Annotated in this window: 26 protein-coding genes and 1 pseudogene; 17 read left to right on the top strand and 10 right to left on the bottom strand. The window is 68.2% G+C overall.

Going from position 1 to position 25,607, the window contains the following annotated elements; translation table 11 throughout:
* Positions 1–52 precede the first annotated feature (52 nt).
* The 3 genes from AC1Q87_RS16890 (at position 53) to AC1Q87_RS16880 (ending at position 2,415) form a co-directional block, all read left to right on the top strand.
* A complete protein-coding gene (locus tag AC1Q87_RS16890) occupies positions 53–658 on the top strand; it encodes a GIY-YIG nuclease family protein (protein WP_246370604.1) in 606 nt (201 codons plus the stop codon).
* Positions 658–1,143 (top strand): hypothetical protein, encoded by a 486-nt coding sequence (locus AC1Q87_RS16885; RefSeq protein ID WP_183772268.1) that lies wholly within the window; start codon positions 658–660, stop codon positions 1,141–1,143. Before AC1Q87_RS16890 ends, AC1Q87_RS16885 begins: the two co-directional genes overlap by 1 nt.
* A 198-nt stretch (positions 1,144–1,341) precedes the next feature.
* Positions 1,342–2,415 (top strand): topoisomerase II, encoded by a 1,074-nt coding sequence (locus tag AC1Q87_RS16880; RefSeq protein WP_492610074.1) that lies wholly within the window; start codon positions 1,342–1,344, stop codon positions 2,413–2,415.
* A gap of 90 nt (positions 2,416–2,505) precedes the next feature.
* Here AC1Q87_RS16880 and AC1Q87_RS16875 read toward each other — a convergent pair whose 3' ends face one another.
* Positions 2,506–3,837 carry a tyrosine-type recombinase/integrase gene (locus tag AC1Q87_RS16875; protein WP_221220936.1) on the bottom strand — a complete coding sequence of 444 codons (1,332 nt, stop codon included), beginning with the start codon at positions 3,835–3,837 and terminating at the stop codon, positions 2,506–2,508.
* Between the two features lie 531 nt (positions 3,838–4,368).
* On the opposite strand from AC1Q87_RS16875, the gene AC1Q87_RS16870 reads away from it, so the two are divergent.
* The 3 genes from AC1Q87_RS16870 to AC1Q87_RS16860 all read left to right on the top strand — a co-directional run bounded on the left by AC1Q87_RS16870 (position 4,369) and on the right by AC1Q87_RS16860 (position 6,964).
* Complete coding sequence (locus tag AC1Q87_RS16870; protein ID WP_492610073.1) at positions 4,369–4,695, top strand: FeoA family protein; 327 nt, start codon at positions 4,369–4,371, stop codon at positions 4,693–4,695.
* A complete protein-coding gene (gene feoB / locus AC1Q87_RS16865) occupies positions 4,692–6,563 on the top strand; it encodes a ferrous iron transporter B (RefSeq protein ID WP_492610072.1) in 1,872 nt (623 codons plus the stop codon). Before AC1Q87_RS16870 ends, feoB begins: the two co-directional genes overlap by 4 nt.
* Positions 6,564–6,655: 92 nt before the next feature.
* Positions 6,656–6,964, top strand: coding sequence for a hypothetical protein (locus AC1Q87_RS16860; protein ID WP_183772262.1), 309 nt, complete (start codon positions 6,656–6,658; stop codon positions 6,962–6,964).
* Between the two features lies 1 nt (position 6,965).
* On the opposite strand, the gene AC1Q87_RS16855 is transcribed toward AC1Q87_RS16860, so the two are convergent.
* Genes AC1Q87_RS16855 through AC1Q87_RS16840 form a run of 4 tightly spaced genes read right to left on the bottom strand, consistent with a single transcriptional unit; the run spans position 6,966 to position 9,820 of the window.
* A complete protein-coding gene (locus tag AC1Q87_RS16855) occupies positions 6,966–7,484 on the bottom strand; it encodes a MarR family winged helix-turn-helix transcriptional regulator (RefSeq protein WP_492610071.1) in 519 nt (172 codons plus the stop codon).
* The gene (locus AC1Q87_RS16850; protein WP_492610070.1) at positions 7,481–8,488 is read right to left on the bottom strand and encodes a fumarylacetoacetate hydrolase family protein; all 1,008 of its coding nucleotides are present in this window, start codon (positions 8,486–8,488) and stop codon (positions 7,481–7,483) included. The genes AC1Q87_RS16855 and AC1Q87_RS16850 overlap by 4 nt, the downstream gene beginning before the upstream one ends.
* A complete protein-coding gene (locus tag AC1Q87_RS16845) occupies positions 8,489–8,764 on the bottom strand; it encodes a hypothetical protein (protein ID WP_183772256.1) in 276 nt (91 codons plus the stop codon).
* A gap of 9 nt (positions 8,765–8,773) precedes the next feature.
* Positions 8,774–9,820: an isoaspartyl peptidase/L-asparaginase family protein gene (locus tag AC1Q87_RS16840; RefSeq protein WP_492610069.1), complete on the bottom strand. Its 1,047-nt coding sequence runs from the start codon at positions 9,818–9,820 to the stop codon at positions 8,774–8,776.
* Between the two features lie 135 nt (positions 9,821–9,955).
* Here AC1Q87_RS16840 and AC1Q87_RS16835 point away from each other — a divergent pair, with 135 nt between their 5' ends.
* The 7 genes and pseudogenes from AC1Q87_RS16835 (at position 9,956) to AC1Q87_RS16805 (ending at position 16,073) form a co-directional block, all read left to right on the top strand.
* Positions 9,956–10,534: a YqaA family protein gene (locus AC1Q87_RS16835; RefSeq protein WP_492610068.1), complete on the top strand. Its 579-nt coding sequence runs from the start codon at positions 9,956–9,958 to the stop codon at positions 10,532–10,534.
* Between the two features lie 40 nt (positions 10,535–10,574).
* A complete protein-coding gene (locus AC1Q87_RS16830; protein ID WP_492610067.1) occupies positions 10,575–11,093 on the top strand; it encodes a disulfide bond formation protein B in 519 nt (172 codons plus the stop codon).
* On the top strand, positions 11,090–11,653 hold the full coding sequence (locus AC1Q87_RS16825; RefSeq protein ID WP_492610066.1) for a demethoxyubiquinone hydroxylase family protein: 564 nt from the start codon (positions 11,090–11,092) through the stop codon (positions 11,651–11,653). Before AC1Q87_RS16830 ends, AC1Q87_RS16825 begins: the two co-directional genes overlap by 4 nt.
* Positions 11,650–12,294, top strand: coding sequence for a GNAT family N-acetyltransferase (locus tag AC1Q87_RS16820; RefSeq protein WP_492610065.1), 645 nt, complete (start codon positions 11,650–11,652; stop codon positions 12,292–12,294). The genes AC1Q87_RS16825 and AC1Q87_RS16820 overlap by 4 nt, the downstream gene beginning before the upstream one ends.
* Complete coding sequence (locus AC1Q87_RS16815) at positions 12,291–12,569, top strand: DUF1294 domain-containing protein (RefSeq protein WP_492610064.1); 279 nt, start codon at positions 12,291–12,293, stop codon at positions 12,567–12,569. Before AC1Q87_RS16820 ends, AC1Q87_RS16815 begins: the two co-directional genes overlap by 4 nt.
* A gap of 115 nt (positions 12,570–12,684) precedes the next feature.
* Positions 12,685–15,240, top strand: a pseudogene (locus tag AC1Q87_RS16810) (TonB-dependent receptor); the annotation flags it as partial.
* 11 nt (positions 15,241–15,251) lie between these two features.
* Positions 15,252–16,073 (top strand): hypothetical protein, encoded by an 822-nt coding sequence (locus AC1Q87_RS16805; protein WP_492610063.1) that lies wholly within the window; start codon positions 15,252–15,254, stop codon positions 16,071–16,073.
* 3 nt (positions 16,074–16,076) lie between these two features.
* On the opposite strand, the gene AC1Q87_RS16800 is transcribed toward AC1Q87_RS16805, so the two are convergent.
* From AC1Q87_RS16800 to AC1Q87_RS16790, 3 genes are all read right to left on the bottom strand, one after another.
* A complete protein-coding gene (locus tag AC1Q87_RS16800) occupies positions 16,077–16,277 on the bottom strand; it encodes a hypothetical protein (protein ID WP_492610062.1) in 201 nt (66 codons plus the stop codon).
* A 54-nt stretch (positions 16,278–16,331) separates the two neighbouring features.
* Positions 16,332–18,566, bottom strand: a complete 2,235-nt coding sequence (locus AC1Q87_RS16795; RefSeq protein WP_492610061.1) for a patatin-like phospholipase family protein — start codon at positions 18,564–18,566, stop codon at positions 16,332–16,334.
* A gap of 160 nt (positions 18,567–18,726) precedes the next feature.
* On the bottom strand, positions 18,727–19,878 hold the full coding sequence (locus tag AC1Q87_RS16790; protein ID WP_492610060.1) for an alpha/beta hydrolase family protein: 1,152 nt from the start codon (positions 19,876–19,878) through the stop codon (positions 18,727–18,729).
* 83 nt (positions 19,879–19,961) lie between these two features.
* Between AC1Q87_RS16790 and AC1Q87_RS16785 the strand changes: the two genes are divergently transcribed.
* From AC1Q87_RS16785 to AC1Q87_RS16775, 3 genes are read left to right on the top strand one after another with little or no spacing between them, the layout of a single operon-like run.
* Entirely contained in the window at positions 19,962–20,621 is a 660-nt protein-coding gene (locus AC1Q87_RS16785; RefSeq protein WP_492610059.1) for a TetR/AcrR family transcriptional regulator, read from the top strand.
* Positions 20,618–21,304: a VOC family protein gene (locus AC1Q87_RS16780; RefSeq protein WP_492610058.1), complete on the top strand. Its 687-nt coding sequence runs from the start codon at positions 20,618–20,620 to the stop codon at positions 21,302–21,304. Before AC1Q87_RS16785 ends, AC1Q87_RS16780 begins: the two co-directional genes overlap by 4 nt.
* 1 nt (position 21,305) lies before the next feature.
* Positions 21,306–22,559, top strand: coding sequence for an acyl-CoA dehydrogenase family protein (locus tag AC1Q87_RS16775; protein ID WP_492610057.1), 1,254 nt, complete (start codon positions 21,306–21,308; stop codon positions 22,557–22,559).
* A gap of 7 nt (positions 22,560–22,566) precedes the next feature.
* Here the strand turns inward: AC1Q87_RS16775 and AC1Q87_RS16770 are convergent, their stop codons facing one another.
* Both AC1Q87_RS16770 and AC1Q87_RS16765 read right to left on the bottom strand, forming a co-directional pair.
* Complete coding sequence (locus tag AC1Q87_RS16770; protein WP_492610056.1) at positions 22,567–23,127, bottom strand: HNH endonuclease; 561 nt, start codon at positions 23,125–23,127, stop codon at positions 22,567–22,569.
* Between the two features lie 477 nt (positions 23,128–23,604).
* Complete coding sequence (locus tag AC1Q87_RS16765; protein WP_492610055.1) at positions 23,605–24,624, bottom strand: phosphotransferase; 1,020 nt, start codon at positions 24,622–24,624, stop codon at positions 23,605–23,607.
* A 352-nt stretch (positions 24,625–24,976) separates the two neighbouring features.
* Here AC1Q87_RS16765 and AC1Q87_RS16760 point away from each other — a divergent pair, with 352 nt between their 5' ends.
* Entirely contained in the window at positions 24,977–25,606 is a 630-nt protein-coding gene (locus tag AC1Q87_RS16760) for a TetR/AcrR family transcriptional regulator (RefSeq protein WP_492610054.1), read from the top strand.
* Position 25,607 lies beyond the last annotated feature (1 nt).

The raw sequence follows: 25,607 nt of genomic DNA, 5'->3' as shown, positions 1-25,607 counted from the left end.
CCAGCTAGCCCGCTTTCTCGACTCGCCCTTCGCCGATCCGAGCGGAGGTTCCATGAAGGTTGGCGACTACCAGTGGGGCGTTTACGCCTTCTTTGACTACGATGGGGAGCCGATCTACGTCGGCCAGACCCGGGAGCGGGTTCGTGTGCGCATCCGCCGGCACCTGACCAATCAGCGCACCGACGCGGTGGCGATGTCGGTCTTGGATCCCTTCGAGGTCCTTGACATAGAGGTCTGGCCGCTCCCCGAGCTCGAGGGCGTGAACAAGAAGGACGCCGCGGCCAAGGCCAAGCTGAACGCCCTCGAGCGGCTCATCACCGAGGAGGCCGTCGAACGCTCACGCTTCAAGGCGATCTTGAACGAGAAGGACCCGCCTGTCGGCGCGGTGACGGTGACCGCGCCGCCCTCGTTTCGCGCCCGCGTGGTGTCCGATCGGGTCTTCGAGCTTCGGCGGCACCCCGACTTTCGGCTGGCGCGCCGGGCCCTGATCATTTCGCGCCTGGCCCAGGTGATCTCGGAGCGAGAGGTCCAAGGGGGATTGCGGCGTGTGCTGCTGACCCAGGCCAAACGCATGCAGTGGCTCTCGGAGCGGCGATACCAGGCGCTCGGCGGCGCCGCCTCCGTCGCAACCGAGGGCGACGAGGACGCGGAGAGCTGATGGCCGCCGCTCCCCAGCAGGTCCCTTCCGACGCGGAGGTTGAGCAAGCTGTCCGTAATTTTCGCGCCGCCATCGACGCCGCAGGGCCAAAGCCCTGGGCGGAGAAATTCATCCCCTTTCCGCGCGGGGCCTGTGGGCACGCCACTGAACTCCTGGGACGCTATCTAATCGACCATCTTAGCATCAGGCCTGACTACGTGAGCCAGGACGCTAACGAGGACATCGGAGGATGGCAGGCCTCCCACGCTTGGCTGGAGTGGAACGGGCTGACCATCGACATCACCGGTGACCAGTTCGGCTGGGCGCCGGTGATCGTCACCCGCCACCCCGTGAATCATGGGCGGGGCGTCCAAAGAGCCAGGCATCCGGTCTGCCTCAGGCATCAGCAGGATTGGTGGGCGCGCGAGTGCGGCCCGCTCTGGCTCGCCATCGCGCCGCACCTAACGCCAATTCTGCCGGCGCGGCCTCGACAGCATTCGCGATGAGCATCTGGCACGGTCCGCTCCTACGATCTGACGGCGACCTTCGGCCTTAGGGTTGGGCTGCCGACGGCGGAGCGCTACGGGCCCGGACCTCAACGACGAGGACCAGGGGCGACCTTCGCGCAGCAGGCCGCCCGTGAGCGCCAAGGGAATCGCGGTAATCTTGAGGGCTTTGGGGCCTGACCAAAGGGGCGGCTGGGTATGGATGCTGCCACTCGCGCGCGCGCAAACCTGATCGGAAAGATGGACGCTGACCTGGCAGCGATGCTGCCTCAGGTTCTCGAAGAGACAGAGATCGCGTCCCAGGCTTCCCTGAACGCGACAATCGGTGGCAAGGCGGCTCAGTTCATTGATCTCCACCACGAGGTGATCCTTTCGCCCGAGCAGTACGTCATGCTTTATATGCGTGGCTTCAAGCGGGCGATGTCGCCAGTCGATGCGCCTCGCCCGGATGCGAACCGCCGCAACTTCGAGAAGTTTCGGGCCTCGAAGGCGGCTCAAGCCTACTTCCTGTTGTTCCTGAAGCGCTCCTATCTGAAGCATTTCGCTGAGTTGAGCCGGAAGCGGCCGCCCCTTGAGGAATCGGAGGTCTGGATCGGTCAGAACCGCGCCCACTACGGGCTGTTGGTCACGCCGATTTGGCGTGAAGACCGGTTGGAGTGGTGCAACGACCGAAGCGAGATCCGCCACTTCCCGAAACTCTACTGGACGATCGGCCACGTCCTGCGGACCGGCCTGGTCGTGCCTGGCGACCCGGATAGGATCACGTTTCGGCAAGTCGACGACTACCTCACGTTCTTCAAGAACGTCCTTGTGCGCGCCTCGGGCTCGCCGCACGAGCGTGGGATTGCCGAGCGCTATGTCGCATACGTTCGCGCGGCGGCCGTGCCCGAGAGCGTCCCGCTTTTGATCCCGGAGTTCCGATATGGCGGCACTGCAGCTGCGCACCGCTACCGCCTGGACTTCTGCATCGTAGACCCGTTCACGATGCGCAAGGTCGGGTTTGAGCTCTCTCCATGGTCGACGCATGGACGCCTCACCGGCATCGCCGCCCTGACACAGGCAGAAGTGAACGATATCGCGCGAGGCAATTTTGAACGCGAGATGGCGAAACATAAGGCCTTCTTCCGAGAGCACGGCGTCTACGCCCTGATCTACACCGATGCCGACCTCCTGGATCTCGACAGGGTCTTCGACGGCATGAAGCAGTATCTCGCTCCCGTCGACGCGATCGCGCCGCTTGATCATCACCTGCTGGATGGCTTTTTTGCCTAGCCCACCAGCTTGGTCAGCACCCGCGGGCGTTCTGGGCGTCTCTGACGAAACACGTCAGACATCGTCAGCGTCGCGTTCGCATCCTGGCGCTTAGGCGTTCGCCAGCGCCCTGGCCGCGGAAGGTCCCTTCCGCGGTTTGGGTTTCTTCCGCACATTGATCGCCGCTGCATCAAGGGTGTTCTTGATGTGGGTTGCGTAGAACTTCTCGATCATCTCCACGCTCGTCCGGCAGTTCTTGGCGATCTGGTAGATGTCGGCGCCCTCCATCAGCCGCAGGCAGATGTAGGTGTGGCGCAGACTGTAGGCCGTGCGCGGATTGCCGTCGCGATCGGTCTTCAGGGCGAGCTCGTGAAGGACGGCGTTCAGTAGCTCGCGCTGCACCTTCCCGAACACTAGGTCGGTCGGCTTGCCGTCTTTGCGCTTCTTCACCCGCTGGAACGGCAGCACCGCGCCCGGCATGCTCTTGCAGAAACCGACGCCGCGCTTGCCGCGCACCTCGATCTCGAGGATGCGCTCGCCGGTGTTGTCATCCACCACGACCTGGACGTCGCGAAACTCCAGGCGGCAGGCCTCATCGGGCCGCAGCCCGGTGTTGACCATGAAAAGCACGTAGTCGTGGAATTGCTCGCACTCGCCGCGCCAGCGCTCGTTCTTCGGGTTCCTGGCGCGTTCGCGCGTCGCCTCGTAGAGACGTTTGTACTCCTCGGGCGAAAACCAGGCGCGGTGCGAGACCTTGCCTGAGGCCTTGTAGGGCGCCGACATGTCCGGCAGGGCCGAGATCCAGCCCTTTCGATTGGCGCTCTTCAGCACCTGGCGAAGCGTCACCAGTTCCTTGTGCAGGGTGCTGCGCGCCGGCCTCTTGAAGACGCGCTTACGGCCCTTGGGCGCGCGAGCGCGCCCCTCAGGGCCGGCTGGCGGCTTGAGGCGATGGACCCTGTATTCCTGGATGCGGCCGGCGGTCACCTCGTCCAGGCCGCAATCGCCGAAGAACGGAAGCAGGTAGAGGTCCAGGTGCCTGGACTTCGAGGCAACGTGCTCGGCGTTCCGCTCGCCGAGCGTCATGATCTCGTATTCCGAAACGAAGGCGCTGGCCGCCTCTCGGAAGGTCCGAACACCAGCGCGCCGACGCACATGGGCGGTCCGGCGATCGGGTTCGGCAAGCGCAGGCGCCGCGTCAGCAGCCTCCACGACCTGCCCGCCGCGCCGTCGGACGCGATCCTCAGCGAACCGATCGAGCGACCAGTCCCGTGCGAACTCCAGCGCGAGCACAATGTTGTCTTGCCGGGTCGTGACGCGATGATTGCGGCCGCCCAGGAACACCGAGCACTGCCAGTAGCGGGTGTTGGGCCGCCGATAGACGTGCACGCGCCCGTCCATGATCGTGTGGCTCTCGGCCGCGGCCGATGGGGTCCGCGTCGTCATCGACCTGCCCTCCGACGAACGAACAGGTCTACCGCGGCTCGATCGAGAGGCCGGGCGCGTAAGCCTACGGCTCGGCGCCCGGCCGAACGGCCATGTGCAACAAACTGTGCAAGCGCTCGCTCAAGCCAGCCTGTTTCCTGCCAAGCACTTATGCGTCGAAAAGTCCGATACGAGAGACGCAGCGGCGGATTATCGGACTTCTGCGCCCGCTTATCGGACCTTGAGCCGATCAGGCCGCGAAAAGCGGCAACATGTGCAAGACATGTGAAATGCCAAATTCCGCATAAATGTTTGATTTTAAAGCATTTTCCTGAAGACATCGCCTTTTGAGTCCGGCGCGTCTACCAGTTTCACCACGCCCGCATGCGTGTCCGCGAAGGGGCATCCGTTTATCAAGCCTCCCGCGCAAACGCCAGAGGTCGCCTCAGCGACCGCGCTTGTCATGCGACGGCGTCGCAGTCTCGGTTAAGCTCTCGACGCGGCGGCGCCCAAATGATAATCATTCTCAAGAGTGCGCGTAGGGATTTCTGGATGAACACTATCTCGACCCGGCCGGGGGCCGCTGGAGCCGCCACGGAGGGCGCTGTCGTGCGCCTGAGCGACGCGTCCGTCGGCGATGCGGGTGTCATTCTGGAAGTCCGCGCCGAAAGCAGCTCGACCGCGCATGGCGTCGGCGTCGAAGAACTGCAGCGTCGCCTGCTCGAGTTCGGCTTCGTCGAGGGCGCGCACATCGAAGTGATCCACGAGGGCGCCATCGGCCGCGATCCGATCGCCGTGCGCCTGGACGACATGCGCGTGGCCCTGCGTCGCCGCGACGCCGAGGACGTCTACGTGCTGCTGGGCAAGCCCGCGCAATGAGCGAGACCCTGTCCCCGGCCCGCATCGCCCTGGTGGGTAATCCGAACTCGGGCAAGACCGCCCTCTTCAACGCCCTGACCGGCGCGCGCCAGAAGGTCGCCAACTACGCTGGCGTCACCGTCGAGCGGAAGGAAGGCGTGGTCACCTCGCCCGCCGGCCGCCAGCTGATGGTGCTGGACCTGCCCGGCACCTACTCGCTGCGCGCGCGCAGCCCGGACGAAGCCGTGACCCGCGATGCGGTGCTCGGCCGCCTGGCCGGCGAAGTCCCGCCCGAAATCGTCGTCTGCGTCGCCGACGCCACCAATCTGCGCCTGGTGCTGCGCCTGGCGATGGAGCTGAAGCAGGTCGGGCGTCCGATGGTGCTGGCGCTCAACATGTACGACATCGCCCAGCGCCAGGGCCTGCGCATCGACCTCGAAGGTCTGTCGCGCGAGATCGGCGCCCCGATCGTCACCACCGTCGCCACCCGCAAGCGCGGCATCGAGGACCTGCTGAAGGAAGTCGACGCCCTGGTCGCCGCTGGCCATCTCGGCGGCGAGAACGTCTGGCGCGAGCCTAACGCCGCCGAGATCCGCAAGGCCCACGCCGAGGCCCAGCGCATCGTGCGGACCTATGTCCGCCCGCCCGAGCATCCGGACACCTGGACCGGCCGCATCGACGCCGTGCTGCTGCACCCGGTCGCCGGCCTGGCGATCCTGTTCGGCCTGCTGTTCCTGATGTTCCAGGCCGTGTTCACCTGGGCCGGACCAGCCATGGACGGCATCGAGGCGCTGTTCGGCTGGCTGGGCGCGGCGGTCGCCGAGTACATCCCCAACCCGCTGTTGCAGAGCCTGGTGGCCGACGGCCTGATCGCCGGGGTCGGCAGCGTGCTGGTCTTCCTGCCGCAGATCCTGATCCTGTTCTTCTTCATCATCCTGCTGGAAGACCTGGGCTACATGGCCCGGGCGGCGTTCCTGATGGACAAGATCATGGGCGGGGCGGGCCTGCACGGGCGCGCCTTCATTCCGCTGCTGTCCTCGTTCGCCTGCGCGATCCCGGGGATCATGTCGACGCGGGTGATCGACTCCAAGCCGGACCGGATCACCACCATCCTGGTCGCCCCGCTGATGACCTGCTCGGCGCGGATTCCGGTCTACACCCTGATCATCGGGGCGTTCATTCCCAACACCCAGGTCTGGGGCCTGTTCAGCCTGCAAGGGCTGGTGATGTTCGGCCTCTACGCCACCGGCATCGTCAGCGCCCTGCTGGTCTCGTTCGTCACCCGCCGGTTCTTCTGGCGCAGCACGGTCGAGCCGTTCCTGATGGAGCTGCCGACCTACAAGCTGCCCGAGCCCAAGAGCGTGCTGCGCAACCTGCTGGTCCGCGCCCAGATCTTCATCAACCGCGCCGGCCGCATCATCCTGCCGATGATGATCCTGATCTGGGTGCTGTCGACCTTCCCCTATCCGCCGGAAGGCGCGACGCAGCCGGCCATCGACTACAGCTTCGCCGGCATCATCGGGAACTTCATCCAGCCGCTGCTGGCCCCGATCGGGTTCAACTGGCAGATGTCCATAGCCCTGATCCCCGGCATGGCCGCGCGCGAAGTGGCCGTCGCCACCCTGGGCACCGTCTACGCCGTCGGCGACGCCGAGAACAATGTCGGCGCCTTGGCCACCACTCTCTCGCACCACTGGTCGCTGGCCACCGGCCTGTCGTTCCTGGCCTGGTACATCTTTGCGCCGCAATGCGCCCCGACGCTGGGGGTCGTGAAGCGCGAGACCAACAGCTGGGTCTGGCCGACGGTGATGTTCGTCTACATGGTGACGCTGGCCTACACCGCCTCGTTCATCGTCTATCACACGGCCGTGGCGCTCGGAGGGGGCTGACGCCCCCTCAACCTGAAGGCGATATTAATCACGCCGATTAACCCTCCGATAAACCGGCGGTTCTAGCGTTCCATCATTGGGTGGGGACTAGAATGGACCAAACTCTCAAGCAACCGCGGCGCAAGGCCGCCAAGCGCCCGACGAGCGAACATCTCGTCGAGCGCATCCGCGAGACCCTTCTGTACTTCGGAGGCGAAGCCCACCGTCGCGACGTGATCGCCAACGTCGCGCGCGAGGTCGGGGTCGATGTGAAGAACATCCCGGAAGATTTCGAAAGCGCCGTGATCGTCTCCTTCGAGGAGATCTGGCGCGACGAGGCCCGCCGCGCGCTCTACGGCTTCCACCTGCGCTTCGGCGAAGGGTCGCACCGCTGGGGCCTGAAGGCCGCCACCGCGCACTAGATCAGCGCGCGCCGAGCCCCGGATCGGCCAGCGGCGGCGCGCCGCCGGCCAGGGTGCCGGCCGCATGCTGCAACCGCGCCAGCAGCCGTTTGAGCTGGGCGACCTCGGCCGGCGCCAGGCCGCAGATCAGCGCCGCCTCGTAGGCCAGCGCCAGCGGCGCGATCTCGGCATGCAGCCGCCGCCCCTCGTCGGTCAGGGTCAGCACGTGCGAGCGCCCGTCGGACTCGTTTTCCGACCGCGCGATCAGGCGCCGCGCGCTCAGGCCGCGGGCGGCCCGGCTGACGGTCACCTTGTCCATCACCGTGCGGGCGACGATCTCGCGCTGGGTCAGGCCGCCGTCCTCGGCCAGCACGCAGATCAGCCGCCACTGCGGCACGCTCAGCGCGAAGCGATCCTCGTAGGCCCGCGCGATCAGGCCGCTGACCGCGTTGGACGCGACCGAAAGCCGATAGGGCAGATAGGCGTCCAATTGCAGGGACGTGGCCGCCTCGCCTTCGACGATGTTGGATGGTCCGGTCATGACGCCGCCACGCGCTGTTCGATCGCTCCGAAAATGGAATGCCGCCGCCCGTCGCGCATCTCAATGCGGACCTCGTCGCCGGCCTTCATGAACGGCGTCTTGGGGCCGCCCTGGGCGAGGGTCTCCACGGTCCGCAACTCGGCGAGGCAGGAATAGCCGACTCCGCCCTCGGCGACGGTTTTCCCTGGACCGCCGTCCGGACCGCGATTCGACACCGTGCCGGAGCCGATGATCGTCCCGGCGCCCAGGGCGCGGGTCTTGGCCGCGTGGGCGATCAGGGTCCCGAAGTCGAAGGTCATGTCGACGCCGGCGTCGGCGCAGCCCAGCGGCGCGCCGTTCAGTTCGACCTCGAGCGCACCGTGCAGCTTGCCGTCCTTCCAGGCCTCCCCCAGGGCGTCGGGCGTCACCGCCACCGGCGAAAAAGCCGAGGCCGGCTTGGACTGGAAGAACCCGAAGCTCTTGCCGATCTCGCCCGGGATCAGGTTGCGCAGCGAAACGTCGTTGCAGAGCATGACCAGGCGGATGGCGGCCAGCGCCTGCTCGCGGCTGGCGCCCAGCGGCACGTCGCCGGTGACGACGGCGATCTCGCCCTCCATGTCGCAGCCCCAGGCTTCGTCCGCCAGCGGGATCGGATCGCGGGGCGACAGGAAGCCGTCGGAACCGCCCTGATACATCAGGGGGTCGGTCCAGAAGCTGTCAGGCATGTCGGCGGCGCGGGCTTTTCGCACCAGCGCCACGTGGTTCACATAGGCCGAGCCGTCAGCCCACTGATACGCCCGCGGCAGCGGACTGGCCGCCTCGTGCTCATGGAACCGTTCCCTGGGGATCGAGCCGTGCTCCAGGCCCTCGGCCAAGCCGCGCAGCAGCGGCTCGGCGGTCTCCCAGTCATCAAGGGCGGCCTGCAAGGTCGGGGCGATGGCGCCCGCGTCCGCACACCAGGCAAGGTCATGCGAGACGACGACCAGACGGCCGTCACGTCCCCCCTTCAGAGAGGCGAGCTTCATTCATTCCTCCCGGCCCACCGTACGTGTCACGCGCACGCCGCTTTCGTAGGCTTCGGGGAAGTAGACCACGACCTCGACGCAGATGTCTCCGCCCGGCTCGCCGACCCACAAATAATTGCGCTCGAAGCACACATCGCGACCAGCCGGGGTGTAGCCCTCGTAGGTGTCGCCCCATGGGGTGCAGGCGGCCATGTCGCGCCGGCCCAGCGAACAGGCGCGCTCCATCTCCTCTTCGGCGGCTTCGGTCAGGTCGAGTTGCGGATCGATATGGGCCATGGCCCTAACTTAGGGCTCGTCCTTGTAGATGCCCACCATCAGCGCGCGGCCTTCGGCGGCGCTGGCGCGGTACATGCCCGAGGTGTTGTAGCTCCAGGCGATCTGGCCGTCGGGCGCCACAGCGATGACGCCGCCGTCGCCGCCCAGCGCGGTGAGCTGCTTCTGGACCACCTCGTCGGCCGCGGCCTGCAGGCTCATGCCCTTCAGTTCGACCAGCGCGCACACCTCACGGGCGACGGTCAGGCGGATGAAGTACTCGCCGGTCCCGGTCGCCGAGACCGCACACGACTGGTTCGAGGCGTAGGTGCCGGCCCCGATGATCGGCGCATCGCCGACCCGGCCCCAGCGCTTGCCGGTGGTGCCGCCGGTCGAGGTGCCGGCCGCGACGTTGCCGTGGCTGTCGAGCGCCACGACCCCGACGGTGCCCTTCTTGCCCTCGTCGTGGGCCAGGCCCTGGGCCGGATCGGGCGCGCCGCCAGTCGGCTTGGGCGGGATCGGCAGGTTGTTGGCCTTCAGGAAGCTCTCGAGGCTCTTCCAACGGCGCTCGGTGAAGAAGTAGCTCGGGTCGACCTGCTCCAGGCCTTGCGCCTTGGAAAAGGCGTCGGCGCCGGCGCCGATCATCATCACGTGCGGCGACTGCTCCATCACCGCGCGAGCCAGCGAAATCGGATGGCGGGTGCGGGTGACGCCGGCGACGGCGCCAGCCTTCAGATTCTGGCCGTCCATCATCGCCGCGTCGAGTTCGTTGCGGCCTTCGGCGGTGAACACCGCCCCGCGGCCGGCGTTGAACAGCGGATCGTCCTCCAGCAGGTGGATGGTCGCCTCGATGGCGTCCATCGCGCTGCCGCCGTCCTGCAGCACCTTGGCGCCGACCTGCGTCACCTTGGTCATGGCGGCGCGATAGGCCTTCTCCTGCTCGGGCGTCAGCTGGCTGCGCTCGATCACGCCGGCCCCGCCATGCACGACGATGGCCCACTTGGGCGCAGGCTGCGGCGCGGCCTGGGCCTGGCTGGTCATCAGGGCTGCGATCGCGGCGGCGAGAGTGAGGACGCGCATGGTCCCTCCTTGGCGGTTCGGGAAAGACATTTCGCGGCGAAAGCCATGTCAGGGGGAGGAATTGCCCGAGCGTGCGGGCCGAGACAAGCGTCCATCGGCCTGCTAGCTAGACGGCGAACGTCGGGCCGGATCAGCATGTTTCGCAAATTGTACGACTGGGTCATGGGCTTGGCCGGATCTCGCCACGCCCCCGCAAGTCTTGCGGTCGTGTCCTTCGCCGAAAGCTCGTTCTTCCCGATCCCGCCCGATGTGATGCTGGCCCCGATGGTGCTGGCGCGCCCCGACCGCGCCTTCGTCTACGCCGGGATCTGCACCGCCGCCTCGGTGCTGGGCGGGCTGCTCGGCTACGCGATCGGCTTCTATCTCGAGCCGGTCGGCATGTGGCTGCTCAGCCTGATGGGCCACCCCGACGGCAAGGCCGCGTTCGAGAAGTGGTTCGCCGACTGGGGCCTGTGGGTGATCCTGATCAAGGGCGCCACCCCGATCCCCTACAAGCTGGTGACCATCACCGCGGGCCTGGCGCAGTTTTCGCTGGTCACCTTCATCTGGGCTTCGATCCTGACCCGCGGCGTGCGGTTCTTCGCGGTCGCCGCGATCCTGAAGTATTTCGGCCCGGCGATGCTGGCCGAGTTCGAAAAGCGCATCGCCCTCTACGGCACCCTCGGCCTGATCGCGCTGGTCGGCTTGATCGTGGTGCTCAAGGTGCTCATCTGATCGCTTGGGGCGGTGAAGCTTTTGAGGTCTTATCCCGCCGATGAGCGCGTTGCTTAAACCCTTCCTCGATCGTTGGCGGCTGACCGCGCTGGTCGCCTCGCTGGCCATGCTTGCCACCGCCCACGCCTTTGAGACCTTCGGCGGCCTGGCGCCCTGCGCCCTCTGCCTGCGGGCGCGGGAGGTCTATTGGGTCGCCGCGGGCCTGGCCCTCGCCGGCATGCTCGTCACCCGGATGCAGGCCGGCGCGCGCTGGCGCTGGGTGTTCGACGCCGCCCTGGCCGCCGTGTTCGCCTTCGGGGTCTGCCTGGCGGTCTATCATTCCGGCGCCGAGTGGAAGTGGTGGCCGGGCCCGACCGCCTGCTCGGGCGGCGGCGGAAGCGTCAGCGCCGGCCAGATGGCCGACCTGCTGGGCGGCGCCAAGATCGCCCCTCCCGCCTGCGACAAGGCCGCCTGGGTGTTCCTGGGCCTGTCGATGGCCGGCTGGAACGCCCTGGCCTCGCTGGGCCTGACCGTGCTCAGCCTGCTGGCGGTGCGTCACGAGAGAAGGAAGCTGTCATGAGCGACAAGCCGATCCCCCCGCGTCCCGGCGTCGGCGCCATGAGCGGCCGCCTGGCCGAGATCCTGCGCGTCGATCACGCCGGCGAACTGGGCGCGGTGCACATCTATCGCGGCCAGCTCGCGGTCCTGCGCGCCGGCAAGGGCCGCGAGCGCATCTCCGGCCAGCTCGCCGAGATGGAGAAGGACGAGATCGACCACCTGCAGCGCTTCGACAAGCTGCTGAACGAGCACAAGGTCCGCCCCACCGCCATGGCCCCGCTCTGGCGGGTGGCCGGCTTCGCGCTGGGCGCGGGCACCGCCCTGCTCGGCGAGAAGGCGGCTCATGCCTGCACCGAGGCGGTCGAGGACGTGATCGAGCGCCACTATGCGTCGCAGATCGCCGAGCTGGAAAATCGCGAGCCCGAACTCGCCGCCGAGCTGACCAAGTTCCGCGACGAGGAGATCGCCCATCGCGACCACGCCCTGGAGGAAGGCGCCCGCGAGGCGCCCGGCTATCCGCTGCTGGCGGCGGTGATCCGCGCCGGCTGCCGCACGGCCATCAAGATCAGCGAGAAGATATGACCGAAGCGGAGATCCTGGACCTGCGCAGGGGGGCCGAAGCCCCGGTCGCGGCCAGCATGGCCGACATCGGCGCCGTCGCCCAGGATCTTTCCGCCGCCTTCTCCACCGACCCGGTCTTCAACTGGTTCCTGCGCGCCGACGCCAAGCACGACGCGGCGCGACTGAAGCTGTTCCAACTGCTGATCGCCATGGGCGTGACCGACGGCGAGGTGTTCCGCCCGCCCGGCGGCGGCGCGGCCTCGATCTGGCTGCCGTCCGAGAGCCTTGGCCCGACGCCGTTCCTGCAGGAGCTGCGCGCCCTGCCGCGGATCGTCGGCGCGACCGGCTTCTCGCGGCTGTCGCGGATGTCGGCGATGCGGCGGATGATGGACGCCCACCATCCGAAGACCCCGCCCCACGCCTATCTCTGGTTCCTCGGCGTGCGGCCCGAGGCCCAGGGCCTGGGGGTCGGTTCGCGGATGCTGGCCGCCGGACTGGCCCGCGTCGACGCCAAGGGCCTGCCCGCCTATCTGGAAAGCTCCAGCCCGGCCAACGTCCCGCTCTACCGCCGCCACGGCTTCGAAGTGGTCGAGGTGCTGAAGGCCCGGCCCGACGCGCCGGAGATGTGGGCGATGTGGCGCGAGCCGCGCGCGCCCGAGTGATCCCCGGCCTCGTCTATCTGGCGCTGGCCAACCTCTTCGCCTTCGCCGCGATGGGCCTCGACAAGTCCAGCGCCCGGCGCGGCGGCGAGCGAATTCCCGAGCGCACCTTGCTCGCTCTGGCCGCCGCGGGCGGCGGCCTCGGCGCGGTGTTCGCCCAGCAGATGTTCCGCCACAAGACCCGCAAACAGCCCTTCGCCGGCGTCCTATACGCGATCCTGATCACCCAACTCGCACTGGCTGCATACCTGCTGAGCGGGGCCGTCCCGGTTTCGTAATCCGTTCATCGGCCTGTCACCGCACCGTCGTGCGGCCTCCCTACTGCTCCGCCCGTTTTCAGTTTGGGGGGTGCAGATGCATTTCGTTCCGCGTGTTTCCGGTTGCCTGGCTTTACTTCTCGCCGGGACGGCGCTCTCGACGCCGGCCTTCGCCAACGACGAGGCGGCCGCGGTCGACGAGATCGTCGTCACCGGCCAGCGTGAGGCCCAGCGCGCCGCTATCGAGGTGAAGCGCGAGTCCTTCGTCGTCGCCGACGTCGTTTCGGCCGACGACATCGGCAAACTGCCCGACCACAACACCGCCGCCGCCCTGCGCCGCATTCCCGGCATCTCGGTGATGGAAGACCAGGGCGAGCCGCGCTTCCCGGTCATCCGCGGCCTGCGCTCGACCTACAACCGCACCACCATCGACGGCGCCCTGGTCGCCTCGGTCGACGAGAGCGGCCGCACCGTGCCGATGGACATCGTCCCCTCGGTGATGGCCGGCCGCCTGGAAGTCATCAAGACGGTGACGCCGGAGAACGACGGCAACGCCATCGGCGGGGTGATCAACGTCACCACCCGCAGCGCCTTCGACATGGGCCGCCCGTTCTTCAACGGCATGGCCTCGTACGGCATGTACGAGCGCAGCGGCGACGTGCGTAACGACAAGCCGTCCTACCGCCTGGCCTTCGCCACCGGCACGACCTTCGGCGACGCCGACCAGTGGGGCGTGGTCGTCGGCGCCTCTCACGAGCAGCTCGACTACGACATCCCGCAGGTCGAATCCCAGGACCCGTCGGTGCGCGAGTACACCGCCGCCGGCGCCCCGGTCGCCTCGGGCGCGCCGACCGGCAACGGCATCCAGGTGCCGACCTACCAGCGGCTGTTCTGGTACAACAACACCAAGCAGCGCAGCGGCGTGAACGCCAAGATCGAGTACCGCCCGACCGACACCTTCCGCTGGGAGGCCGCGGGCCTGTTCTCGCGCATGGAGGACGATGAGGAGCGCATCGAGTACCGGCTGGAGCCGCTCGGCAACGTCGCCAACCAGACCCCGACCAGCGGCTACTTCGCCCGCGGCCGCGGCGTGATCCAGCTGAACCAGCCGATCACCAAGCGTGAGATCGGTCTGCTGCGCAGCGGTTTCGAGTGGACCTTCGCCCCGCAGTGGACCGCCAGCGGCGACCTCGTCTACTCGCAGGCCGGCCTGGAAGTCCCGAACCACTCGGTCGAGTTCCGCACCGTCGACGCCCAGGGCGCCAACTACGCGTTCAACTACGACACCACCAACCCGCTGTTCCCGGTGTTCACCGCGGTCAACGACGCGACCGCCCGCAACCCGGCCAACTACGTGCTGCAGCAGCACCGCGACGCCCTGACCAAGACCGACGAAACCACCGCCCAGGCCCGCTTCGACCTGGCGTTCGACGACGGCAATGCCCACGGCAACCTCAAGGCCAAGCTCGGCGGCCTGCTTCGCTCGACCGAGCGCGAGTTCAACTCCAGCCAGACCAACTACCGGGCCGGATCGGGCTTCGTGTACACCCTGGCCGAGGTCGACAAGCCGGGCCCGAGCGAGCTGATCGCCGGCCGCTACCTGCTCTCGCCGCGCATCGACGCCGGCGCGGCGATGGACTTCTTCAACGCCAACCGCAGCCGCTTCACCACCACCACCAACGCCCCGACCGGCGACTACAAGGTGCAGGAGGACATCTACGCCGCCTACGCCCAGGCCAGTTATTCGTGGGGCGACTTCACCGTGCTCGGCGGCGTGCGCTTCGAGCAGACCGAGGTTGAATCCGACGCCGTGCGCAGCACCGGCGGCGTGCTGACCCCGGTCAGCAACTCGGGCTCCTACGGCAACTGGATGCCCAGCCTGCACGTCGAGTGGAAGCCGCGCGAGGACGTCATCGTCCGCGCCGCCTGGACCAACACCATCGGTCGTCCCGACTACGGTTCGCTGGCCGCGACCGAGGGCCTGAACTTCGACGGCAGCCAGCCGACCCTGTCGCGCGGCAACCCTGGCCTGAAGGCCCGCGAGAGCCGCGGCCTCGACCTGTCGGTCGAGTACTATCCGATCGACGGCATGATCTCGCTGGCGGTGTTCTCCAAGGACATCGAGAATGAGATCTTCACCCTGTCCTCGACCGAGACCCTCGACGTCGGCCGCGGCCCCGAGACCGTGCTGGTCTCCACCCCGCGCAACGCCGAGAGCGCCAAGATCCGCGGCGTCGAGTTCGCCGTGCAGCAGGCCTTCACCTTCCTGCCCGCGCCGTTCGACGGCTTCGGCTTCAACGGCAACATCACCTGGCTGGACACCGAGTTCACCTTCCTGACCTCGACCGGTCCGCGGGTCACGGGCTTGTTCCAGCAGCCGGAGATCACCACCAACGAGTCGATCTACTACCAGCGCGGTCCGTTCGAGGCCCGGGTGTCGCACAACTACATCGGCGGCCAGCTGGAGACGATCAACGACGCCAACCCGAACTCCGACCAGTACTGGAAGGGCCGCCACGTCTTCGACGCCAGCCTGTCCTATCGCTTCACCGACCACTTCACGGTGTTCGTCGAAGGCCAGAACTTGTCGAACACCGGCCGTCAGGAAGTGACCGGCCCGGGCCGCAAGTACCTGCAGGAGTGGGCGAACTACGGCCGCACCTACTGGGTCGGCGCGGCGGTGAACTTCTAGGAGCCCGCGGGATGATCCGTTCGCTGATCCTGGCCGGGGCGCTCGCCGCCTCGGCCCCCGCCATGGCCGAAGAGGTCGCCGCCCCCGCGCCGTCGCGCACGGCCGAGGTGCTGCGTCGCTATCCGGCGCCCGAGGCCCGGCAAGGCGTGGCGGTCGACGCCGCCCACGTCTACGCCGTCGCCAACTCCACCATCGCCAAGTACGACAAGAAGACTGGCGCCAAGCTCGCGGAGTGGAAAGGCGACCCGGTCCGCTATCCGCACATCAATTCGTGCGCGGTCATCGCCAAGGAGCTGGTATGCGCCAGCTCGAACTTCCCGGCTGTGCCGCACTGGAGCGCCGTGGAGTTCTTCGATCCCGTCAGCATGAAGCACCTGCGCACCGTCGCCCTCGGGCCCGGCCGCGGCTCCATCACCTGGGTCGACCGCAAGGACGGCGCCTGGTGGGCGGCGTTCGCCAATTATGACGGCAAGGGCGGCGAGGCCCCGCGCGACCATCGCCACTCGGTGCTCGTCCGCTTCGACGACGACTGGCGCCAGACGCAGAGCTGGAGCTTCCCGCAGTCGGTGCTCGACCGCTTCAAGCCGATGAGCTCGTCAGGCGGCGGCTGGGGGCCGGACGGCAAGCTCTACATCACCGGGCACGACCATCCCGAGCTCTACGTCCTTGCCCTGCCGACAGAGGGTGGCGCGGTGCTCGACCACCTCGACACCATCGGCGTGGCCACCGAGGGCCAGGCCATCGACTGGGACGAGAGCGAGCGCGGCGTGCTCTACGGCATCAGCCGCACCGGCCGCGAGATGGTCGCCCAGCGGGTGCTGCCCGCGAAATAGACCTCAGGGCTGCGCTGCCGGGACCTCGCCCGGCGGCGCGCCCGTCCTGGGATCGGCGCCTTCCTTGGGGCTGGTCAGGAACACCACCACGAACACCGCGAAGGCCAGGGCGAGGATCCACAGGATCGCCCGATGACCGTCCAGCCGCGAGCGAGGCCGCTCTTGGGTCTGGCTCCCGTCCTGCGAATGCCTGGCCTGGGCCATGATGGTCGCTGCCTCCGCACGGGCAACCGCCCGCCACGCGGCGAAGTTCCCGCCCTAGAACGGCTTGCCGACGAAGAAGTAGACCGCCGTGCGCCCGTCGTCCGCCGCCCCCGCGGTGATGAACACCGGGCCGATCAGGGTGTCGGCCGCCAGGAACACGTTGGCGCCCACCCGCAGATCGTCGCCCGCATCGCCATGCCGCGCCCAGGCGTTGCCGACCGCCAGGGTGGCGCCGACATAGAGCGGCACCTTCAACAAGCTCTTGGAATTGTCGGTGAGCTTGTAGCGGTACATGCCGCGCGCGACCGCGAACGTCTCACCCGTCAGTTCCTCGACCGAATAGCCAGGGAAGCTGAACGGCCCGCCCAGGGTGAACAGCGAGGCCAGCGGCAGATCGCCCTGAATCGTGTCCCCGCCCGAGATGTTGAAATTGAGGGCCTGTCGCCCGCGGCTCACCGCGTAAAGGCCGTCCAGCCGCAGGGTCTGGAAGTTGGTCTCGCTGCCCAGCGCTTCCATGCCGACGTTCCACTGCAGCCGGCCGCTCATGCCGCGGCTTGGGAAGTACGGATTGTCCAGGGTGTCGGCCCCGGCGGAGAAGGCCAGTTGCCCCCACTTGAGGTCGAAATCGCGCGGCGTGAGGTCGCCCTCCTGCAACGAGGCCGATCCGCTCCCGAGGTCGACGCCGGCCCGCAGTTCGGCGATCGCCCCGAACTGGCGGCCCAGCGCCAGCGAGAACAGACCGTAGGAGGCGTCATACTCCCCCAGCCGGAAGCCGGTGTCGTTGTAGACCTTGATCGGGCGCTTCTGCACCGATCCCATCACGTCGACGAACCAGCGCTGGTAGCTGTCGAGCACCTTGAAGTACTCGGCCGAGAACAAGGTCCGCTCGCCCAGCGCGCCGACGAAGCGCGCCTCCGATCCATAGCTGTCGAGCTGCACCAGCCGCAGCTCGGCCGAGAAGTCGAACTCCGTGCCGCTCTCGCTGGAGGCGGCGATGGTCACGCCGGGGCGCAGGCGGTTGGCGTCGCCCGGGCGCTGGACGGCGTTGACCACCAAGCCGGTCCGCCCATCCGCGCCCTCCTCGATCCGATAGTCGACGCGCGAGAACATGCCCATGGCGTGGATGTCGCGCATGACCGTCCCGACCTCGTCAGGCGCCAGCGGCTTGCCGACGAACGGCTCGATCCGGCGGAGCAGGATCTGGTCCGAGAGCCGGGAGTCGTTCTCCACCCTGACGTAGTCGATCCGCGGCGGCGGCTTGGCGATGCTGATCGCCGGCTGCGACGGGCCGAGCGCGGCGATCCGCTGCAGGCCGCCAAGCTGCTTCTCCGACGCCGCCTTGCCGAGCGCGATGAACTCGGCGCCACGCTTGAAGTCGGCGGACGACAGCGAGCCGGTATCAACGCTGATCAGGACGTCGCTGGTCTTCAGCGTCGCCAGCTGCTGTCGCTCGTTGGCCAGGATCAGCAGGGTGACGGTCTGTCCCAGAATGCCGCCGAGGCTGCGGAGCTCGTCGGCCGGCAGCAACGGCGTCTGAGTGGCCACCACGATGACCACGTCGGCGCCCATCTCGCGCGCCACGTCGATCGGGACGTTGTCGGACATGCCGCCATCGACCAGCAGCTTGCCGTCCAGGCTGTAGGGCGCGAACACGCCCGGCACCGACATCGAGGCGCGCATGGCCCCGGCCAGTTCGCCGCGGTCGAGAACCACCTTCTTGCCGGTCTCGATGTCGGTGGCGACCGCCCGGAACGGGATCGGCAGATCGTCGAAGGTCGGGACCGCGGCGCGCACCCGCACCAGCCGGCGCAGTTCGAGCAGCAGGTTGGCGTCCGAGATCAACGCGTCGGGCCGGCGCAGCCGCGTACCGGCGAGCCCAACGCTGCCCTTCACAGGGAACGCCGCCTGCAGCTGCTTTTCGCGATAGGTCAGCCCCTCGCGCGGCGGCGAGGTGTCGAAGATCAGGTCCCAGTTCATGGTCTCGATGGCGTGCTCGAGCTCTGCGCCGCTCATGCCCGAGGCGTAGAGCCCGCCGACGATCGACCCCATCGAGGTCCCGACCACCAGGTCCGGACGGATGCCGAGTTCCTCCAGTGTCTGGATGGCGCCGACATGGGCCATGCCCATCGCCCCGCCGCCCGACAGCACCAGACCGATCCTCGGCCGCGCCGGCGCGGGCCGTTCCTGGCCGAAGGCCGGGGCGATCGCGACCCCGAGCCACATCACGCCGAGCATGCAGCTCAGGATGATGAGGCGTTTGACGAGCGCAAGTGCATCCGCGACGGACATCGGGGCTCACCCTGTCGGCACAGCGATGGCGCCCATCGCGAACTGACGGCGTCCACGGCAGGCCGCGCACGCCCTTGGACGCTCAGGCTACAGGCCGAGTTGTCGCCGACGGCATCGGGCGAAACCCCTAGGCAGACGCCCGCCGCGCTCCCAGGGCGTGCTAGAAGCTGCGCGCGTCCAGCCACTCGCCGATCGCCGCCGTCGCCCGCGGCAGCAGGTCGGGGCGTTCGGCGTAGTAGTGGTCCGCGCCGTCGATATGCACGAGGCTCTTGTCGGCCGAGGCGGTGGCGTCGAACAGGCGCTGCGCATGGCTGGGCGTGCAGGCCAGGTCGGCGGTGTTGTTGATGACCAGCACCGGGCACGAGATCCGCCCGGCGTTGACCACGCCGTTGGCCCGGCTCTCGTCATAGCTCCACTGCGACAGCCACGAGCGCAGGGTGGTGAACCGGCCCAGCCCCACCGGCCCGTCGTTCACGATCTTCGGATCGCCGAGGTAGCAGGTGTAGGGCCGGCGATCCGACGGGTCCTGGCTCGGGTCGGTCCAGCGTACGTCGCTCATTGTCCCCTGCACCACGAAGCAGCGCTCGGCGTCGGGGTCGCCGGCCGCCTTCAGCGCGGCGAGCTGGTCCTTGGCCCAGGCGGTGATCCGCCGGTTGCGGTCGATCTGCGCCTGCCGGAACCGCCGAACGAACTCGGGCGAATACGGCGCGGTCTCGGGGAACGCCGGATCGTAGAGATTGAGGCCGCGGTCGCGCTCGAACGGTCGGCTCTCGTCGAGGATCGAGGGGTCGAGCCACTCGGTCATGGTCACCGAGCGGCTGATGTGCGCGGCCAGCAGCAGGACGCCGTCCGCCGCCTGTAGCCCGGCCCCTACGATGTCGACCTCGTCGCCCGCCGGCGTGTGGGTGATGGTCGGGGTCTCGGCCTGGTCCTGATAGAACAGCGACAGCGAGCCGCCCCCGGACCAGCCGCCCAGCACCACTTTCTCGTAGCCGAAGCGGGTCTTCAGGTCGGCGATGCAGGCCCCCAGGTCGAGGACGCATTTCTCCATGATCAGCGCGGTGTCGTTCCCGCGGTAGCGCGGATTGCAGTAGACGACATGCCGCCCGGCGCGGGCCAGGGCCGAGACCAGCGGCAGGAACGAGCCGCCGCCGACCGGATGGCTGAATAGAATGACGGTCTTGGCGTCCCCGACGTTCGGCCGCACCCGCATGCACTCGACGAACACCTGGCCGGTCGGTCCGCCATAGACCTCCTTCAACCGGCTCTTGTCTGCGTGAACGAAGCCGTAGGGCTCGCGAACCACCGCCATCTGTCCCTCCCCTGGGGCGCGGCTTGTGGCGCCTCCAAATTCTGACTACAAAATCAGAAAAGCTGATTACAGAGTCAATCGTCATGCCGCACGACGGTGAATGGGCCGCGACGACCAAGGGCGAAGCCACCGCCGCACGCATCCGCGCGGTCGCGCTCGACCAGTTCTCGCAGCTGGGTTTCGAGCGGGTGACGATGGGCGGCATCGCCAAGGCCGCGCGCGTGTCGCAGCCGGCGCTGCACTATCACTTCGAGGACAAGGCCCACCTCTGGCGCAGCGCCATGCTCGGCCTGCGCGCGGTCATCCAGGAGGAGGAGCGGCTGATCGAGGCCGCCTCCGACGCGCCGGCCCTGACCCAGCTGCGGGTGGCCATGCGCCTCTTCCTGCAGATCAGCTGGAAGCACCCGGCCCTCGGGCGGATCGTGGCGCTGGAAGGGATGGCCGGCGGCGAGCGGCTGGAGTGGTTGGACCGCCATCTGCTCGGCCCGCGCAATCGCCGGCTGGCCGCCATCGCCGCCGAAGCCGTCGCCGCCGGCGACCTGCTGCCCTACCCGCCCGAGCAGGTCGTGGTGACGCTGCAGACCGCGGCGGTCGGGGTGATCAACCTCGCGCCGATGATGCGCACGACCTTCGACTGCGACGTCGCCGCCGGCCGCGAGGTCCACGACCAGATGATCCTGGAAGCCGTCCTCGGCGGCTTCCTGACTGAAAAGGGCCGCAGAGCCCGGGAGGAAGCCCAGTGACCCAGCATCCCAACGGCATTCACCACCTCGCGTTCATGGCCGCCGACATCAAGAAGCACATCGCTTTCTTCTCGGAGGTCATGGGCTGTCCGCTGGTGGCGCTCTTCGACATGCACGGCGTGCCGGGCGGGCTGCACGCCTTCCTGCGCCTGAACGACCACTGCTACTTCTCGATCGTGCAATTGCCGGCGGTGGCCGACATCCCCATCGAGCTCGGCCGCACGCACGCCGGCTCCGGCGCCCTGCCCAGCGCGGCCGGCACGCTGCAGCACCTGGCCTTCGGGGTGGAGACGGAAGCCGACCTCATCGCCATGCGCGACCGCATGCGCAGCAAGGGCGTCAACGTCATCGGCCCGATCGACCACGGCATGTGCAAGTCGATCTACTTCGCCGGCCCCGACCAGATGACGCTGGAGGTCGCGACCTCGGACAAGGCGCTCGACCCGGCCGCCTGGATCGACCCGGCGGTGTTGGCCAAGGCCGGCATCTCCGACGACGAGGCCGCCCGCTTCAAGGCCCCGGCCGCCTATGACGGCCCCTCTCCGGTGCCGCAGCCGCCCTACGATCCGGCCATGCCGCACATGGTCTATCCGAAGGAGGTCTATGAGCGCCTGCTGGCCACCCCCGACGAGGTGCTGACCCAGATGGCCTCCTACACCGCCCCGCCGGTGGCGCAGGCCTAGGATGAGCTACGACAACATCGATCCGCCGCTGGCCGATCGCCGGATCCCGGCGGGCGGCGACTTTCTCTCGTCCCAGGCCCTGGCCGAATTGACGCCCGAGCTGTTGGTTCAGCGGATGAAGGACCTGGCGCCGGCCATCGCCGCCGCAGCGGGCGACGCCGAGCGTCTGCGCCGGCCCGTCGACGAGATCTGGAACGCCCTGCGCGCGGCCGGATACTTCTACCAGTTCGTGCCCAAGGTGTTCGGCGGGCTGGAGGTCACCACCGACCAGTTCATCGACATCAGCCTGCCCATCGCCGAGGCCTGTCCCTCGACCGGTTGGGCCGCCTCGTTCTGCGCCGAGCACAACTGGTTCCTCGCCCACTTCCCGCAGGAGACCCAGCAGGCGCTGTTCGGCGGCGACTATCCCTATGTCGTCGCCCCGGTGGTCAGCGCCCCGCCCGGCCAGGCGACGCGCGTCGCCGGCGGATACAAGATTACGGCGCACTGGAAGTGGGGCACCGGCGTCATGCACGCCGACTGGATCGTCGGCAGCGCCCTGCTGATGAGCGACGAGGGCCCGCCGCGGCTGCTGAGCTGCCTGCTGCCGGCGCAGGACGCCCGCGTGCTCGACACCTGGCGGGTGGCGGGCATGGTCGGCACCGGTAGCAACGACATCGTCGTGCAGGATCTGTTCGTGCCCGAGGCCCGCGCCGCGCGCTTCGACCTGATCGCCGCCGGCCGCGGCCCCGGCTCGCGAGGCTATGCGAACCCGATCTACAGCATGCCGATGCTGCCGTTCCTGGCGATGACCGCGGCGATCTCGGCGGTGGGGGCGGCGCGCTGCGCGCTCAGCGCCTATCGCGAGCGACTGGCCGGCCACGTGCGGATGGGCGGCCTCTCCAGCCAGGGCGACAAGCCCGCCGCCCAGATGCGGTTGGGACGCGCCGCCACCATGATCGACACGGCCGAGGCCGTCATCCGCAAGGCCGGGCGAGACAACGTCGCGGCCGGCGCGCTCGAAGGGTCCGAACAAGTCGCCGAGCGTCTACGCACCCGCGCCCAGGTCGCCTACGCTGTCTCGATCTGCCGCGAGGCGGTGGCGTTGCTGGGCGAATCCGCCGGTTCCAGCGCCCAGATGCTCGACCAGCCGTTCCAGCGCTCGGTCCGCGACCTCAACGTGCTGTCCAGCCACGTGGTCTTCGACGTCGACACCGCCAACGAACTGCACGGCCGCAGCCTCATTGGCCTGCCGCCGAACTCGATGCTGATCTAGGGCGTCCCTAGGCCTCCAGCTCGATGTCCCAATAGAGGTAGTCGAGCCAGCTCTTGTGCAGGTGATGCGGCGGGAACCGTCTGCCGCGCTCCTGCAACTCGTGGGCGCTCGGCCGGCGCGGCGTGTTGAAGGGGTGCATGTGCGCCTCGTGCGGCGTGCGCCCGCCCTTCATCAGGTTGCAGCGCGCGCAGGCGGTGACGATGTTTTCCCAGGTCGTGCGCCCGCCGCGAGAGCGCGGCACCACGTGGTCGAAGGTCAGGTCCTCGCCGGCCGTACAGTACTGACAGCTGAAGGCGTCCCGCAGGAACAGGTTGAAGCGGGTGAAGGCCGGCGGCCGGTCCTGCGGCACGTAGCTCTTGAGCGACACCACGCTGGGCAGCTTCATCGCGAAGGATGGAGAATGGACTTCCTGATCGTAGGTCGAGACGACGTCGACGCGATCGAGGAACACCGCCTTGATCACCTCCTGCCACGGCCAGAGGGACAGCGGATAGTAGCTGAGGGGACGGAAGTCCGCGTTCAGCACGAGGCAGGGCCAGCCGGACGGCGGGTGGTTAAGCACCTGCATGGTCGGCCCTCCGGGCGGGGGCGGTCCCCCCTATGTCGTACGCGTAGAGACTGAAGACAGGCCCCCTTTCGCGATCCGAGCGCTCGGCGAATCGCCCGTTGGGGGAATTCCCGTAGCCAGGGAATTATAGGCCGGTTTTTGAGACAGCTCCATGAAATGAAGCTCGGCGGCCCCGTCCGGATGCGCAGGTCCAGGGGGACGGGGCGCGCTGCCCAAGCATCAGGCGCCGACGACGGCGGTGGCGCCGGCCAGGCCCAGGCTGAGAGCGATGAAGACGACGCTGACGCTGGCGTCGAAGATGCGGCCGATTTGGCTGAGGATGGTCATGGCTTGCATTCCCTTTGACTTGTTCCGGTGCGGCGGCGCCGCTCCCAGGTCCATCTGGACGATGTTTAGATAGGCCTAGATCTAAACGATGTACAGATACATTTTACAATGTAAGCTATTCAGAAATGCATGGAACTGTCTGAGACGTCCTCAGGCCTCGGCCAGCGCGGCGGCGACCGCCGACGCCAGTCCGGGCAGCGGACGTCCGGCGAGGAACCCGTCGAGATAGATCCGGCCGAACGCCTGGGCCGCCTCCGACGTCCCAGGAACCAGCTCCCCCGCCAGGAGCGCGCGCCTCACGTCCATCGCCGACGTGGCGACGAAGGCGGCCTGCGGCGGGCCCGGCGCGCCGACATTGAGGAGGAAGCAGGCCATGTAGAGCCGGGTCAGCGAGCGCGCGAGTTCCAGCCGCCGCTGGTCCGCCTCCCGCGGCGCGCGGCCCAGCCAGGCCTGCAGCAGCGCGGCCTCGAACTGGGCCCCGGGCGACAGGCTGTCGAGCATGATCGCCACATCGACGAACGGGTCGTTTCGGTAGGCCGACTCCCAGTCGATCAGCCAGAGCCGCTCGCCATCGAAGAGGATGTTGCCGCGATTGGGGTCATTGTGGCTTGGGACCGGCGCCGGCGGATCGTCTGCCCAGGCCGCCCGGACGGCGGCGAGCCGCTGGCGATGCGCCTCCAGCGCGCCGACGACGAAGCGCCCCGACGCGGCCAGTTCGTTCAGCCGACGCTCCATGAGCTCGAGATAGTCGACCAGCGGCGGCAACGCCGGACCTGACTGCACGCGGCTCGCCAGGACGCCGAGCGCGCGCGCCAGTTCCAGATCGCCGCCGGGAAACGTCCTCAACGGCTTGGTCTCGATGAAGTCGGTGACCATGACGCCGGCGGCCTCGTCGAGATACCGGATGGCCGGGGCCACGCCAGCGTCGGCCGCGAGACGCGCGCACGCGTGACGGTGCGGGTTGCGCGGCAGGCCGGGGATCTCGGCTCCCTCGACCCGCAGAAGGTAGCGACGCCCTGCGGCCTCCGCCCGGAAGATCGACGCGCCGGACGCCCCGCCGGAGACCGGCGTGAGCTCCAGAGGCGCTCGCGTCCCCACGACCGCGGACATCGCCGCGCGTGCGGCCTCGCGGCGGTCGCCCGCCAGCGCATCGAACACGTCTCGGGACATGCGGTCCTCCCCTGCGCTCGATATGGCCGCGCGCCGACGCGTTCGCGCAACAAAAAGGGGGCCGGAACCCGGCCCCCTTTCGACACAGACTGGAAAGTTCGGCTGTTACGCGCCGACGACGAGCGTAGCGCCCGCGAGGCTGATGCTCAGGGCGACCAGCACGACCGGTACGATGCGGTCGAAGAGACGTTCGAAGCGATTGAAACGAGCGAGAGACATGACACACACCTTCCAAGTTGGAACCCTCGGGGGAGCGAGGGTTTAGTAATTTGAACACCGCTAAGATAACAGTGATCTGAACGGCGTCAAGATGATCTTTACGGCGTCCAGATTCAGTTTTAGAGTGACCGTCATGAGAGAAGCTGCAGCCGCCGACACGCGCCGCTACCACCATGGCGATCTGCGCCGCGCATTGATCGACGCGGCCCAGCGGCTGCTGGAGACCGAGGGCCCGACGGCGCTGTCGCTGCGGGCCGTCGCGCGTGAAGCCGGGGTCAGCCCGGCGGCGCCCTATCACCACTTCAAGGACAAGGGCGAACTGCTCGACGCCGTCGCCCACGAAGGCTGGGACCTGCTCAACGAGCTGATGACGCAGGCCCGCGCCAGCCATGACTCGGTGCGCGACAAGCTCACCGCGCTGGGCGTCGCCTATGTCCGCTTCGCCCGCGACAACCCGGCGCTCTATCGTGTGATGTACGACTGCTCGCGCGACAAGGAGAGCCTGCCCGACCACGTCCACGCCGAGAACGACAGCGCCTACTGCCAGGTGCGCGACACCCTGGTCGAGGCTGGCGCGTCGCCGATGGACGAACAGGAACTGGAACTGGCCACTACCGCGGCGTGGTGCGCCGCCCACGGCCTGGCCGAGATGTTCGCCTTCAAGCAGTTCGACCACCTGAAGGATGCGCTGGGCGGCGACGACGCCTTCCTGCGCGGCGTGTTCGAGCACATGGGCATTTTCGGCAAGGCCCACCACGGCTAAA

The sequence above is a fragment of the Phenylobacterium sp. GW823-FHT02A09 genome, assembly GCF_058797775.1.
This window is presented reverse-complemented; position numbering and strand designations above follow the sequence as displayed.

Excerpts from the sequence above, each read along its gene's own strand:
- AC1Q87_RS16890 (WP_246370604.1), top strand. The coding sequence starts at position 53 with ATGAAGGTTGGCGACTACCAGTGGGGCGTTTACGCCTTCTTTGACTAC.
- AC1Q87_RS16885 (WP_183772268.1), top strand. The coding sequence starts at position 658 with ATGGCCGCCGCTCCCCAGCAGGTCCCTTCCGACGCGGAGGTTGAGCAA.
- AC1Q87_RS16880 (WP_492610074.1), top strand. The coding sequence starts at position 1,342 with ATGGATGCTGCCACTCGCGCGCGCGCAAACCTGATCGGAAAGATGGAC.
- AC1Q87_RS16875 (WP_221220936.1), bottom strand. The coding sequence starts at position 3,837 with ATGACGACGCGGACCCCATCGGCCGCGGCCGAGAGCCACACGATCATG.
- AC1Q87_RS16870 (WP_492610073.1), top strand. The coding sequence starts at position 4,369 with ATGAACACTATCTCGACCCGGCCGGGGGCCGCTGGAGCCGCCACGGAG.
- feoB (WP_492610072.1), top strand. The coding sequence starts at position 4,692 with ATGAGCGAGACCCTGTCCCCGGCCCGCATCGCCCTGGTGGGTAATCCG.
- AC1Q87_RS16860 (WP_183772262.1), top strand. The coding sequence starts at position 6,656 with ATGGACCAAACTCTCAAGCAACCGCGGCGCAAGGCCGCCAAGCGCCCG.
- AC1Q87_RS16855 (WP_492610071.1), bottom strand. The coding sequence starts at position 7,484 with ATGACCGGACCATCCAACATCGTCGAAGGCGAGGCGGCCACGTCCCTG.
- AC1Q87_RS16850 (WP_492610070.1), bottom strand. The coding sequence starts at position 8,488 with ATGAAGCTCGCCTCTCTGAAGGGGGGACGTGACGGCCGTCTGGTCGTC.
- AC1Q87_RS16845 (WP_183772256.1), bottom strand. The coding sequence starts at position 8,764 with ATGGCCCATATCGATCCGCAACTCGACCTGACCGAAGCCGCCGAAGAG.
- AC1Q87_RS16840 (WP_492610069.1), bottom strand. The coding sequence starts at position 9,820 with ATGCGCGTCCTCACTCTCGCCGCCGCGATCGCAGCCCTGATGACCAGC.
- AC1Q87_RS16835 (WP_492610068.1), top strand. The coding sequence starts at position 9,956 with ATGTTTCGCAAATTGTACGACTGGGTCATGGGCTTGGCCGGATCTCGC.
- AC1Q87_RS16830 (WP_492610067.1), top strand. The coding sequence starts at position 10,575 with ATGAGCGCGTTGCTTAAACCCTTCCTCGATCGTTGGCGGCTGACCGCG.
- AC1Q87_RS16825 (WP_492610066.1), top strand. The coding sequence starts at position 11,090 with ATGAGCGACAAGCCGATCCCCCCGCGTCCCGGCGTCGGCGCCATGAGC.
- AC1Q87_RS16820 (WP_492610065.1), top strand. The coding sequence starts at position 11,650 with ATGACCGAAGCGGAGATCCTGGACCTGCGCAGGGGGGCCGAAGCCCCG.
- AC1Q87_RS16805 (WP_492610063.1), top strand. The coding sequence starts at position 15,252 with ATGATCCGTTCGCTGATCCTGGCCGGGGCGCTCGCCGCCTCGGCCCCC.
- AC1Q87_RS16800 (WP_492610062.1), bottom strand. The coding sequence starts at position 16,277 with ATGGCCCAGGCCAGGCATTCGCAGGACGGGAGCCAGACCCAAGAGCGG.
- AC1Q87_RS16795 (WP_492610061.1), bottom strand. The coding sequence starts at position 18,566 with ATGTCCGTCGCGGATGCACTTGCGCTCGTCAAACGCCTCATCATCCTG.
- AC1Q87_RS16790 (WP_492610060.1), bottom strand. The coding sequence starts at position 19,878 with ATGGCGGTGGTTCGCGAGCCCTACGGCTTCGTTCACGCAGACAAGAGC.
- AC1Q87_RS16785 (WP_492610059.1), top strand. The coding sequence starts at position 19,962 with ATGCCGCACGACGGTGAATGGGCCGCGACGACCAAGGGCGAAGCCACC.
- AC1Q87_RS16775 (WP_492610057.1), top strand. The coding sequence starts at position 21,306 with ATGAGCTACGACAACATCGATCCGCCGCTGGCCGATCGCCGGATCCCG.
- AC1Q87_RS16770 (WP_492610056.1), bottom strand. The coding sequence starts at position 23,127 with ATGCAGGTGCTTAACCACCCGCCGTCCGGCTGGCCCTGCCTCGTGCTG.
- AC1Q87_RS16765 (WP_492610055.1), bottom strand. The coding sequence starts at position 24,624 with ATGTCCCGAGACGTGTTCGATGCGCTGGCGGGCGACCGCCGCGAGGCC.
- AC1Q87_RS16760 (WP_492610054.1), top strand. The coding sequence starts at position 24,977 with ATGAGAGAAGCTGCAGCCGCCGACACGCGCCGCTACCACCATGGCGAT.